Annotated in this window: 12 protein-coding genes; 6 read left to right on the forward strand and 6 right to left on the reverse strand. The window is 45.9% G+C overall.

From position 1 onward, the window contains the following. Positions 1–92: 92 nt before the first annotated feature. Positions 93–713, reverse strand: a complete 621-nt coding sequence (locus tag ACWJJX_RS07420) for a flavin reductase family protein (RefSeq protein ID WP_326375197.1) — start codon at positions 711–713, stop codon at positions 93–95. Positions 714–869: 156 nt separating this feature from the next. Further along, the gene (cotG, locus tag ACWJJX_RS07425) at positions 870–1436 is read right to left on the reverse strand and encodes a spore coat protein CotG (RefSeq protein ID WP_096034907.1); all 567 of its coding nucleotides are present in this window, start codon (positions 1434–1436) and stop codon (positions 870–872) included. A 140-nt stretch (positions 1437–1576) separates the two neighbouring features. Between cotG and ACWJJX_RS07430 the strand changes: the two genes are divergently transcribed. From ACWJJX_RS07430 to ACWJJX_RS07440, 3 genes are all read left to right on the forward strand, one after another. Then, positions 1577–2671 (forward strand): CotH kinase family protein, encoded by a 1095-nt coding sequence (locus ACWJJX_RS07430; RefSeq protein ID WP_015387604.1) that lies wholly within the window; start codon positions 1577–1579, stop codon positions 2669–2671. Between the two features lie 122 nt (positions 2672–2793). Beyond that, on the forward strand, positions 2794–3687 hold the full coding sequence (locus tag ACWJJX_RS07435; protein ID WP_025853571.1) for a hypothetical protein: 894 nt from the start codon (positions 2794–2796) through the stop codon (positions 3685–3687). A gap of 41 nt (positions 3688–3728) precedes the next feature. Then, positions 3729–4403 (forward strand): hypothetical protein, encoded by a 675-nt coding sequence (locus ACWJJX_RS07440; protein WP_007407530.1) that lies wholly within the window; start codon positions 3729–3731, stop codon positions 4401–4403. A 49-nt stretch (positions 4404–4452) separates the two neighbouring features. On the opposite strand, the gene ACWJJX_RS07445 is transcribed toward ACWJJX_RS07440, so the two are convergent. Both ACWJJX_RS07445 and alsR read right to left on the reverse strand, forming a co-directional pair. After that, a complete protein-coding gene (locus ACWJJX_RS07445) occupies positions 4453–5784 on the reverse strand; it encodes an arsenic transporter (RefSeq protein WP_070082487.1) in 1332 nt (443 codons plus the stop codon). Between the two features lie 194 nt (positions 5785–5978). Beyond that, positions 5979–6887 (reverse strand): acetoin biosynthesis transcriptional regulator AlsR, encoded by a 909-nt coding sequence (gene alsR / locus ACWJJX_RS07450; RefSeq protein ID WP_003151316.1) that lies wholly within the window; start codon positions 6885–6887, stop codon positions 5979–5981. A 156-nt stretch (positions 6888–7043) separates the two neighbouring features. Between alsR and alsS the strand changes: the two genes are divergently transcribed. From alsS to ACWJJX_RS07465, 3 genes are all read left to right on the forward strand, one after another. Further along, a complete protein-coding gene (gene alsS / locus ACWJJX_RS07455) occupies positions 7044–8756 on the forward strand; it encodes an acetolactate synthase AlsS (RefSeq protein WP_003151317.1) in 1713 nt (570 codons plus the stop codon). Between the two features lie 60 nt (positions 8757–8816). After that, positions 8817–9584 (forward strand): acetolactate decarboxylase, encoded by a 768-nt coding sequence (gene budA / locus ACWJJX_RS07460; protein ID WP_003151318.1) that lies wholly within the window; start codon positions 8817–8819, stop codon positions 9582–9584. A 102-nt stretch (positions 9585–9686) separates the two neighbouring features. Beyond that, a complete protein-coding gene (locus tag ACWJJX_RS07465; protein ID WP_454022856.1) occupies positions 9687–10211 on the forward strand; it encodes an NAD(P)H-dependent oxidoreductase in 525 nt (174 codons plus the stop codon). Between the two features lie 124 nt (positions 10212–10335). On the opposite strand, the gene ACWJJX_RS07470 is transcribed toward ACWJJX_RS07465, so the two are convergent. Then, complete coding sequence (locus tag ACWJJX_RS07470) at positions 10336–10869, reverse strand: SH3 domain-containing protein (RefSeq protein WP_003151321.1); 534 nt, start codon at positions 10867–10869, stop codon at positions 10336–10338. A 60-nt stretch (positions 10870–10929) separates the two neighbouring features. Continuing rightward, on the reverse strand, positions 10930–11847 hold the full coding sequence (gene rbsB / locus ACWJJX_RS07475) for a ribose ABC transporter substrate-binding protein RbsB (protein ID WP_070082484.1): 918 nt from the start codon (positions 11845–11847) through the stop codon (positions 10930–10932). Positions 11848–11856 lie beyond the last annotated feature (9 nt).

The raw sequence follows: 11856 nt of genomic DNA on the forward strand, positions 1-11856 counted from the left end.
CATTAGGCGGAGTTTAATGGTAAAAGACTCAAAAAGACCCCTTTCGAAAGGGGTCTTTTTGACTAGTTTCTTCTATTATAATGGTTCCTGCTTCAGGTCGGGCGGACGAGCGTATATGTCTTCCCGAGTCTGGCGTATTCATTCCCCGCGAGCCTTGCCGCAGGCTTCAGCTCATCTGTCCGTATGTAGCCTTTATCGGCGTCATATACTTGGTCATTCAAATGAAAACAAACGACTCTGCCGATGATGAGGTCTGTCGTCGTTTCTCCGCTGTCGTTTTGGAACGGAAGATGGCGTTCGAGTATACATTCAAACCTGACTTTTGCTTCTTTTATACCGGGAACGCTGATGCAGGCGCTGTCTGTCACAGAAAGGTCTGTCATGCCAAGTTCACTGACATCAGGATCAAGCCTTGCCGCCGTTTTGTTAATATCTTCAATAATGGACTCATCACTGACGTGCACCACGAATTCCCGATGAGCGATTGCGTTTCTCACGGTGTCTTTCTGCCGTCCGTCCGCGCGGCTGACAGAGATGGCCAGAAGCGGCGGTTCTGCGGAGACAACGTTATAGAAACTGAAGGGCGCCGCGTTTACGGCGCCGTTGATGGATGACCGCGTCGTGACAAATGCGATCGGCCGGGGAACGACTGTGCCCGAAAGCAATTTGTAAGTGTCTTTTGCGTTCAGTTCGTCTGCTCGTAAGATATGCATGATTTCGGCCGCCTTTCTTTATCGTATGACCTGATTATACAGAAAGAAAATTCGGAAACACAACAAAAGAAAACCGGCTGCATATCTTATCACGTGGCATATATCTGATTGAGGAAAAAGGCTTCCGTTTAGCCGGCAGCCTATTTACAAATGGCGTTACTTGTAGTTTTTCTTTACAACCCAGATGTTCCCGTCTTTCCAGTACTCTGTTTTGCTGCAGTAATCGTCTTTTTTGCAAGGGTCTTTTTTATGAGGACGATAAGGTTTTTTCTGCGTGCGTTTTTTCTTGCGGCGGCATGATTTTTTGTGGCTGCGAGATTTTTTGTGAGAACGGCAAGATTTTTTACGGCTGCGAGATTTTTTATGAGAACGGGACTTTTTATGGCTGCGAGATTTTTTGTGAGAACGGGACTTTTTATGGCTGCGAGATTTTTTGTGAGAACGGGATTTTTTATGGCTGCGAGATTTTTTGTGAGAACGGGATTTTTTATGGCTGCGAGATTTTTTGTGAGAACGGGATTTTTTATGGCTGCGAGATTTTTTGTGAGAACGGCACGATTTTTTATGGCTGCGAGATTTTTTGTGAGAGCGGCACGATTTTTTATGACTGCGAGATTTTCTCTTCTTACTGCTTTTTGGTTCTTGGTACAAATAATCTTCCAATCCCTCGGTGCTTGCGGACTTTACTGCTTCTTCGATATCAGAATGGGAATAGTGGCCCATTTTGAAACCTCCTCATGATATATGTTTTAAGGATGCGATCCTTACTACCACATAGTACGCATGAATGAAAAAAGTGTATGTGTGATTCGCTGAGTTTTATATAAAAAGCACAGCCTAAATTAATACAGGGAGGGTTACTGATGAAAGACCAATCAACATTGCCTCTGTACCAGCTGTTTATTCACCCGAAAGACTTAATGGAGCTGAAAAAAGACATTTGGGATGATGATCCGGTGCCCGCGGTGCTGAGAGTGAATCAAAAACGGCTTGACATTGATCTGGCGTACCGCGGCTCTCATATAAGAGATTTCAAGAAAAAATCGTATCACATCGCTTTTTATTCGCCGAAAACATTTCGCAGGGCGAAAGAGATACATTTAAACGCTGAATACAAAGATCCGTCGATGATGAGGAATAAGCTGTCTCTCGATTTCTTCGCGGAGCTTGGGACGCTGTCACCAAAGGCGAATTTCGTAACCCTGCAAATCAATGGCAGACATGAGGGGGTGTATCTTGAGCTGGAGTCAGTGGATGAATATTTTCTGGCGAAACGGAATTTGGCGGAAGGGGCTGTTTTTTACGCGGTTGATGACGACGCCAATTTCTCCCTTGTCAGTGATCTGGAGCGGGATACGAAAACATCGCTCGAACTTGGTTATGAAAAGAAAACGGGAACGAAAGAAGACGATTTATACTTGCAGGACATGATCTATAAAATTAATACCGTGCCGAAGTCAGAGTTCAAGGGGGAGATCGTCAAACACTTGGACGCCGATAAGTATTTGCGGTGGCTTGCGGGCATCGTGTTTACCTCAAACTACGATGGGTTTGTTCATAATTACGCTTTGTACCGGAATCATGAAACGGGACTTTTTGAAGTCATTCCGTGGGATTACGATGCGACGTGGGGAAGAGACATTCACGGTGATCGGATGGACGCCGATTATGTCAGAATACAAGGGTTTAATACCTTGACTGCAAGGCTTCTGGATGAACCGTATTTCCGCAAAGCGTACAAACAGCTTTTGGAAGAAACGCTTCAGACCCGGTTTACCATTGAACATATGAAGCCGAAGGTCATGTCACTGTATGAGCAGATCAGGCCGCATGTCGCAAAGGATCCTTATAAGAAAGAGGAGATTGATTGCTTTGACCGGGAGCCTGATGTGATTTGCGAATACATTAAGGAGCGGTCCGCCTTCATCAGCAGTGAGTTAGAGCGGTGGAATATCTGATTTGGAAATGAAGAAAGATTTTTTACAAATAGGCTGGTGAATCAGTTCCCGAAAATAATCGTGATACGTATATATGCATTATGCTTTTTACATTATGAGAAAAATGACTAGGAGGACAATAGATGAAACGCAATACGAAGCGGCATCGGTCTGATGACAACTTTTTGCATGCAATGGAAGGAAAAGTAATTACTGTCTACCGGGGAGGCCCGGAGTCCAAGACAGGGAGATTAGCAGACATTCAATCGGATTATATCGCTCTTCAGGTTGATAATAAAATCGTTTATTATCAATGGAAACACGTGAAAAGTGTGACGGAAAATACGAGTGAAACCGTATCGCCGGCCGAAGCGGCAGAATGTGAAAAAGCTGATGATTTTCAAGACCTGATCAGCCGGATGACCAATCGCACGGTGCAATTGAATCAGGGAGGTCCCGAATCGAAAAGAGGAAAGCTTCACGAAACAGGGGATGATTTTCTCGTGCTGGAAACGGAAGATGACGGAATCGTATATTTTAACGCCGACCATGTCAAAAGCATCAGCGCGGAACAAGAAGAGGACGGCCAAGAGGAGGAGCGCCCGGAATTTGAAATGGCTGATGATTTTCACGGCATATTTAAACGCCTGATCCACAAATGGGTATCCATCAACCGCGGAGGTCCTGAAGCCGTTGAAGGTATACTTGTGGATAATTCCGACGGCCACTACACTCTTGTGAAAGATAAAGAAGTGCTGCGGATCTATCCTTTTCATATCAAGAGCATCAGCGAAGGGGCAAAAGGAGCAGCTAAAAAAGAGGAGAATAAAGACGACGAGAATAAAGGTGAGAAAGAGAGCGCCGAAGAAGAAAAGTCACATGAAGAAGAATCACGCGAAGAGCAGCGTACTTCCTCTAAAAAGTCGAAAAGATCATCAAGATCCGTTCGATCCTCAAAACGGGAGGAAGAGAACTCTTATAGCTACGCCACTGTATTAAGGACAATAGATTATCGGTGGAAACACGGCCGTAAATGATTGGAAAGATTGTCCGTAAACGCGGGAGAGGGGGGAATGAAATGGCTGGATTAAGCAGATTTCTGGATAAACAAGTCGATATTGAGATATCGGGGAATACGACATTTTCAGGAACTCTTTTGGATATCGGTCAGGATATCATTGTGATTCATGACGGCCGGACGTTTCTTTATATTCCGCTGCTGCATCTTCAGAGGATGACATTGACGCTCCCGGACGAAGAGAATAAAGAACCGTACGCAAGAAAAAAAAGTCCGCATCCCGAAAAACAGGAACATTCATTTTCTTACCGGAATACCCTCCAGCATATAAAAGGCAGATTTACAGAAATATTTGTTACGGGAGACCGTTCCATCCATGGGTATGTGACAAGTGTTTTAAATGATTATTTTGTTTTCTTCTCTCCGGTTTATAAGACCCTTTTCATCTCGATGCATCATTTGAAATGGCTGACACCCTATTCCGATGAGCAGACGCCGTATACATTAAACAGTTCAGAGCTGCCGGTTGTTCCCGCTAATGTGCCCCTTGTCCGGAATTTTGAGGAGCAATTAAAAAGATATATCGGGAAGCTGATTATTCTGGATTTAGGAGATATACCGAATAAAGTGGGGCTGTTACAGGATGTCTCAGATAATATTCTTGAATTGACCAATGCAGACGGCGATACTGTTTTTTGGAAATTGAATCATTTAAAAACCATGCACCTGCCATAAATGATAAAACTGCCTCTCTTATACAGCAGGCAGTTTTTTTTCATCGGAGCTAAAGGTAAATCCAACTGATCCAAACATATAAAACGGTAATGGTAAACACGACGGTGAGAGGGACAACGACAATGGTCGTTTTGATATATTCTGACCAAGAAACTTTTTCGCCGTGCTGTCTGATGATATGCATCCAGATCAGCGTGGCTAATGTCCCGATCGGCAGAAGCAATGATCCGATATCACTGCCGATAATATTAGCCAGATAAATGATTTTTACGGTTAATGGGTCGATGGACATTTCAGTTAATGTCAAAGTGCTGATCATTAAGGCGGGATGGTTATTGAACAAATTAGAGAGGACGGATGTAGCAATGCCCATAATAGTTGCGGCGTGGGCAATGCTTTGTGAGACATAAGGCTCAATAGACTGAACAAGCAGCGCCGTCAGTCCGATATTATGCAGTCCGTAGATGATAATGTACATCGTGAAGGCAAAAATAAAGATATGCCAAGGCGCTTTTCTTAATAAGTCTGCCGGTCCGATTTTTAAATAAAACCATCTCCAGCAAAGCAGGATGACTGAACTGATGACAGCCACGAGCGAAACGGATATGCCGTTGTAAGAAGCTGCAAACAGACTGATCCGGACGAACAATACAAATACCAAAACACAAAACATGATGTTCGTACGGCTGTTTTGGCTCAAGTCCGGCGGAGGCTGAAGCGGATGATATCGTTTGTGTTCCAGCGAATCAAAATGAACCGGAATATCGGGGAGCTGTTTCGGCAAACGGCGGTAAAAAACGGCAAACAGCAGAAAGGCCATAAACACCAGTCCCAGCGTGCCGGGGATAAACATCATATTGGTGTACAAATAAAGGTCCATGCCTATCATTTTGAGAGAAATTAAATTGACGATATTACTGACGCCGATCGGGGTGCTTGCCGCCGTCGCAATTAATACGCCGCTTATTAAATACGGTGTTTTCTGATGTCTTTTAAGTCCGAGATATTGTAAGACCAATAGTAAAATAGGAGTGGTGATTAAGACGCTGCCGTCATTATTCAGAAAGAGCGTCATTGAAAAACAGAGCAGGTTGGTCAGCCAAAAAAGCCGGATGCCCGATCCCTTGGCGCGGTGAAGCAGTTTGGCCGCCGCCCAGTTAAAAAAACCGAAGCTTTCCAGCGCGATCGCCATAATCATTGTGGAGATAATGGTTATTGATGCTCCGGTGACTTTTGACCCTATATCCCCCAAATCATGAAAGGAAACGGTTCCGCATAACAAAACGAGAATGGCGCCCAGCGACGCCGGAACGGCTTCATTTAATCCCCCGGGTCTCCAAAATATAAAAATAATGGTCACAAAGAAAGAAATCAGGGTCAAAATGACGGTAATATGTGTAATGTGTTCTGCCTCCTTTTAGATGGGTCATTGCCGCCCCGTTATTTTTATCCCTCCTGATCAGTTGTACTGTATGTATACGGGTACAGGTCGTAAGGTGTACTGAGCGTTTCTACCAATTTAGTAAAAATCCATAAAAGCACAAAAAAAGAGGCTGCTTTCGGCGGCCCTCTTTTTTATGCATTTTCCTTATCCGCCTGCAATAAAGCCTGGCGTTTATTCATAATATCCAGAAAATGTTTCAGGATCGGATTTTGATTATCCTTGCGGTAGGCAATGACCCATTCGGCAGTGAGCTGCGCCTGATTAATGCCGCGGTAGGCGACTTCGAGATTAAACAGCTTTTTAGCAGAAGAAGGCACGAAGGTTACACCGATACCGGCACTAACCAATCCGATCACCATTTGATACTCCGTCGCTTCCTGAACGATTTTCGGTTTGAAGCCCGCCTGCTCGCAGTAGTTTACAAACTCTAGGTATAAAGTCGGCCATGTTTCTTTCGACAGTGTGATAATCGGTTCATTTTTTAAATCCTGAATGTCGATTGTCTGTTTAGCGGTAAGCGGGTGCTGCTTCGGCAAAGCCAGAATGCACGGACTGCTCTGCACCTTTTCCATATGTAACGCGGAATGCTGTAAAGGCGGATGAAGGATGCCGATATCAATGTTCCCCTTCAGAAGTTCTTCCTGCTGTCTGAAAGAAGAAATTTCACGCAGATCAAGCTTGACGGAGGGGAATTTTTCGCGGAATTCCCGAATGATCGGCGGCAGAAATTCATATGTGGCCGAGCCGACAAAACCGACGACAAGGCGGCCGAGCTCTCCCCGCGCCGTTCTCTGCGCCATTTCAATCGCTTTGTCTATTTCTTCGATCGCGTTTCGGCTGTGTTTTAAAAAACTTTCTCCGGCAGCTGAAAGCTCTACAACCCGTTTCGTGCGCTTTAATAAGGTCACGCCGACTTCCTTCTCAAGCTGTTTGATCTGCTGGCTGAGAGGCGGCTGTGTCATATTTAACCGAAGCGCAGCTTTGCCGAAATGAAGTTCTTCGGCAACGGCAATAAAGTATTGAAGATGGCGAAGCTCCATCCTTATCCATTCCTTTCTCTTTGTTAATTATTCGTGAAACATATTAATCATACGGCGAATTGATATTGGAGGTCAATTTCCAAAGAGTGTATAGTGAATAATATCACAAATTACTTAAAATTTTATATTTAATATGCATAATAAGGAGTGAGGGTGTTGGCAAAAGCAACAAATGAACTAAAAACCTCTGAAAAAAATCGGGGGGCGGAGCTTGTTGTTGATTGCTTAGTGGAGCAAGGTGTCACACATGTTTTTGGCATTCCGGGTGCAAAAATTGATGCAGTATTTGATGCGTTAAAAGATAAAGGACCTGAACTGGTTTTATGCCGTCACGAACAGAACGCTGCATTTATGGCTGCGGCTGTCGGAAGACTGACTGGAAAACCAGGCGTTTGTCTCGTTACTTCAGGCCCGGGGGCATCCAACTTGGCGACCGGCTTGTTAACGGCTAATACAGAAGGTGATCCGGTAGTGGCGCTGGCGGGTAACGTAATTCGCGCAGACCGGTTAAAACGGACACACCAATCATTGGACAATGCGGCGCTATTTCAGCCGATTACTAAATACAGTGTAGAAGTACAGGAAACAGGGAATATACCAGAAGCGGTAACAAACGCCTTCAGGGCAGCGTCAGCAGGTCAGGCAGGCGCGGCTTTTGTGAGCTTTCCGCAGGATGTTGTGAATGAAATCACAAATGTGAAAAACGTACGTAGCGTGCCGGCGCCGAAACAAGGCCCTGCACCTGAAGAGGCGGTCAGCGCGGCTATCGCGAAAATCCAGACGGCGAAACTTCCCGTTCTGTTAGTCGGCATGAAAGGCGGAAGACCGGAAGCGGTAAAACAAATCCGCAAACTGCTTGCCAAAACAAAACTGCCTTTCGTAGAAACGTACCAAGGGGCCGGCACATTGTCCAGAGAGCTGGAAGACCAATATTTCGGCCGGATCGGACTGTTCCGCAACCAGCCGGGCGATCTTCTGCTTGAACAGGCGGATGTCGTATTAACGATCGGTTATGATCCGATTGAATACGATCCGAAGTTCTGGAACGTAAACGGTGACCGTGCTATTATCCATCTTGACGAAATTCAGGCCGATATCGATCATGCCTATCAGCCGGAATTAGAATTATTAGGCGATATCCCCGCTACGGTTAAACAAATTGAACACGACGCTGTGACATTTGATATGGGCAGCCGTGAAAAAGAAGTGCTGAGCGAATTAAAACAGATGCTCTCAGACAGCGAGAAGGCGCCAAGCGACCATAAATCCGACAGAGTGCATCCTCTGCAAATCGTCCAAGAACTGCGCAATGCAATTGATGACGACGTAACCGTCACTTGCGATATCGGTTCTCACGCGATCTGGATGTCCCGCTACTTCCGCGCTTATGAGCCGCTGAAGCTGTTGATCAGCAACGGCATGCAGACATTGGGCGTAGCGCTTCCTTGGGCGATTGCCGCCACATTGGTGAATCCGGGTGAAAAAGTCGTATCCGTTTCAGGAGACGGAGGATTCTTGTTCTCTGCAATGGAATTGGAAACGGCAGTCCGCTTAAAAGCGCCGATCGTTCACCTTGTATGGAATGACAGCACATATGATATGGTCGCATTCCAGCAGATGAAAAAATATAACCGTACATCATGCGTAGATTTCGGAAACATTGACATCGTAAAATATGCAGAAAGCTTCGGCGCCACCGGCTTGCGCGTTGAGTCACCGGAACAGCTGGCAGACGTGCTGCAAAAAGGCTTGAACACAGAAGGCCCTGTCATCATTGACATTCCTGTCGATTACAGTGACAATGTCCATTTATCAAGCGACATGCTTCCGAAGCAATTCAAAGAAAAAATGAAAGCAAAAGCTCTCTAGCACTCTGCGCACCATGACCTGTTTTCTAAAACAGCCCAATTTAAAAGGAGTGAAGGGAATATGAAAAACGCAAGCGACATCCATATGATGAGCCGCGGAGAAAAAGGCTCACCTGAGGATCAGATCTATCAAGTATCCACCATGACATCTCTGCTGGACGGAGTATATGACGGAGATTTTGATATGGCTGACATTCCGAAGTTCGGTGATTTCGGAATCGGCACGTTCAACAAACTGGACGGCGAATTAATCGGATTTGACGGCGAATTTTACCGTCTGCGCGGCGACGGAACGGCTACGCCTGTTAAAGGCGGAGACCTGTCACCATTCTGCTCATTCACATTTTTCACGCCGGACATGACGCATACGATCGACGGCGAAATGACCCGTGAAGAATTCGAGCAGGAAATCGCCAGCCTTCTGCCTAGTAAAAACTTATTTTATGCGATCCGTTTAGACGGCGTATTTAAAAAGGTGCAGACAAGAACGGTAGAACGCCAGGAGAAACCGTACGTTCCGATGATCGAAGCGGTGAAAACACAGCCTGTGTTCAACTTTGACGACATTCAGGGTACAATCGCCGGCTTCTGGACGCCGGGTTACGCAAACGGCATCGCTGTTTCCGGATATCACCTGCACTTCATTGATGAAGGACGCAATTCCGGGGGACACGTGTTTGACTATGTCATTAAAGATTGTAAAGTGACCATTTCTCAAAAAATGAATATGAACCTCAAGCTTCCGAATACGGCGGACTTTTTCAACGCAAATTTAGATAATCCGAATTTTGCGAAGGATATCGAAACAACCGAAGGAAGCCCGGAATAAAATAAAAAAGAAAGCCTCATTTTTCTCGGGGGCTTTCTTTTTATTTGGCTGAACCGGCAAAGATTAGGTAAAATACAGTCAAAAGGGAAAGGTGTGGTAGCTGTGAAAGTATTGGTATTAGCGGTTCATCCTGACATGGACAACTCAGCGGTCAATAAGGCGTGGGCAGAAGAATTAAAAAATCATGATGACATCACGGTCCGTGAGCTTTATAAAGAATATCCGGACGGGAAAATAGAGGGGGAAAAGGAACGGCAGCTGTGTGAACAGTATGACCGGATCGTATTTCAATTCCCGCTGTACTGGTACAGTGCGCCTCCGCTTTTAAAAACATGGATGGATCATGTGCTGGCGTATGGCTGGGCTTACGGTTCCAAAGGAAAGGCGCTGCACGGCAAAGAATTGCTGCTGGCTGTTTCTGTAGGTGCCGGGGAGGATGCATATCAGGCAGGCGGGTCTAACCATTTTTCACTGAGCGAGCTCTTAAGGCCGTTTCAGGCAATGGCTAATTTTACGGGAATGACCTATTTGCCGGCTTTCGCGATGTACGGGGTAAGCAGCGCCGATGCTGCGGCTATCCGTGACAATGCCAAACGCCTGGCGGATTACATAAAGAAGCCATTTTAGAGTCGTATACATTCATCTTCATCCGACAATATTTCCTGAGAAATATTTCGAACCTTAGACGTTTCTGACTGCTCAAGAAAGAAAAAACGGATTTCGCGCTGAATTTGCGAAATCCGTTTTGATATTATGTCAGTTTTTGCAGATCTTTTGTGCTGATATATCCCGTTGCGCCCCCGTAATCGACAAGCGCCCAGCCGAAATCAATGCCGCCGCCGGCTGTCTTTTTCCATCCGAGGAAAGAAACGCTCGTGTTTTTGGCAAGGGAAGCTTTGACCGCTTGTTTGTCTGTATATACTTTTGTTTTTGCCGTCGTTTTTACGGTTGTTGCTTCTTTAACAATATAATGAGTAGATACAAATCCTGTTTTTCCGTTTTTATAATGTACTTTTGCCCAGTCAGCGTTCTGGAATGAAATGATCTTTAAGCTGTCGCCTAAATGAAGGGTATCAGCTCTCGGACTGGCTGCTGATGCTTTTGTTCTGACGTTCAATGCTTCCGCGGAAACGAGATAAGAGTCAAGCGGGTAGCTGTACAGATCGTCAATTTTGACCGCTTCTTGCGCGTGTGTCTCCGGAAGAGGCGTTATTCCGGCAGCTGAAGCCGCTGATATTCCCGCTGCAAGGGTCAGAATGGATGCCGCTTTGGCTGTTTTCTTCATCTGTATCTCTCCTTTTACTTCATCCTTTCACGTTTTACCGGAAGTCTAAACATCGGCCGATTATTTTTGTGTTTGAAGTTTCAATGGAGCGGCAATGGTTTTTTTGACTTTTTCTCCTTTGAGCACCTGCTCCGCCGCTTCGGCCGCCAGTTTTCCGATCAGCTCCGGCTGCTGGGCGACCGTGGCTGTCAGCTTCCCGTTTTTAATGGAAGAAATCGCATCTTTGTTTCCGTCGAAACCGACGACCAAAATGTGTTTGCCCGAGCTGTTAATCGCTTCGAGCGCCCCGAGTGCCATTTCATCATTATGGGCGAACACGGCTTTGATATCCGGATGTCCCTGCAGCAGGTTTTCCATGACGGTCAATCCTTTTGTGCGGTCAAAATCTGCCGCTTGCTTTGTTACGACATCCAGCTTTTTGTCGGCAATATGATGAAAGCCCGTTCCGCGTTCCCGTGTCGCGGATGCGCCCGGCACCCCTTGCAATTCAGCCACTTTGGCGCCTTTTCCGAGCTGATCGGCGAGGTAGTCAGCCGCCATTTCTCCTCCTTTGACATTGTCAGAGGCGACAAGCGTTTCGACTTTGCCGTGTTCGGCTGAACGATCCAGCGCAATGACGGGAATGCCGAGGGAATTTGCCGATTCGACGGCTGTTGAAATCGCTGATGAATCGGTCGGATTGATCAGCAGCGCATCGACTCCCTGCTGGATCAAATCTTCTACGTCATTTGACTGTTTAGATGAATCATTTTGGGCATCGACAATAATGACCTTCATGCCCCGTTTTTTGGCTTCCTTTACAACGCCTTCTTTTAATGAAACGAAGAACGGATTGTTTAATGTGGAGACGGAGAGCCCGATAGTGAATTCTTTTTTATGTTTTGTGTTTGACGGTTTTGCCCATTGCGGCGGTTCAAGTGAACAGGCGGACAGCAAAAACAGTGATAATGCCGCGATCGTGATGATGGCTTTCTTCATAATGGTCCT

The sequence above is a fragment of the Bacillus sp. YH3-2-B2 genome (genome assembly GCF_053663335.1).

Excerpts from the sequence above, each read along its gene's own strand:
- ACWJJX_RS07420 (WP_326375197.1), bottom strand. The coding sequence starts at position 713 with ATGCATATCTTACGAGCAGACGAACTGAACGCAAAAGACACTTACAAA.
- cotG (WP_096034907.1), bottom strand. The coding sequence starts at position 1,436 with ATGGGCCACTATTCCCATTCTGATATCGAAGAAGCAGTAAAGTCCGCA.
- ACWJJX_RS07430 (WP_015387604.1), top strand. The coding sequence starts at position 1,577 with ATGAAAGACCAATCAACATTGCCTCTGTACCAGCTGTTTATTCACCCG.
- ACWJJX_RS07435 (WP_025853571.1), top strand. The coding sequence starts at position 2,794 with ATGAAACGCAATACGAAGCGGCATCGGTCTGATGACAACTTTTTGCAT.
- ACWJJX_RS07440 (WP_007407530.1), top strand. The coding sequence starts at position 3,729 with ATGGCTGGATTAAGCAGATTTCTGGATAAACAAGTCGATATTGAGATA.
- alsR (WP_003151316.1), bottom strand. The coding sequence starts at position 6,887 with ATGGAGCTTCGCCATCTTCAATACTTTATTGCCGTTGCCGAAGAACTT.
- budA (WP_003151318.1), top strand. The coding sequence starts at position 8,817 with ATGAAAAACGCAAGCGACATCCATATGATGAGCCGCGGAGAAAAAGGC.
- ACWJJX_RS07470 (WP_003151321.1), bottom strand. The coding sequence starts at position 10,869 with ATGAAGAAAACAGCCAAAGCGGCATCCATTCTGACCCTTGCAGCGGGA.
- rbsB (WP_070082484.1), bottom strand. The coding sequence starts at position 11,847 with ATGAAGAAAGCCATCATCACGATCGCGGCATTATCACTGTTTTTGCTG.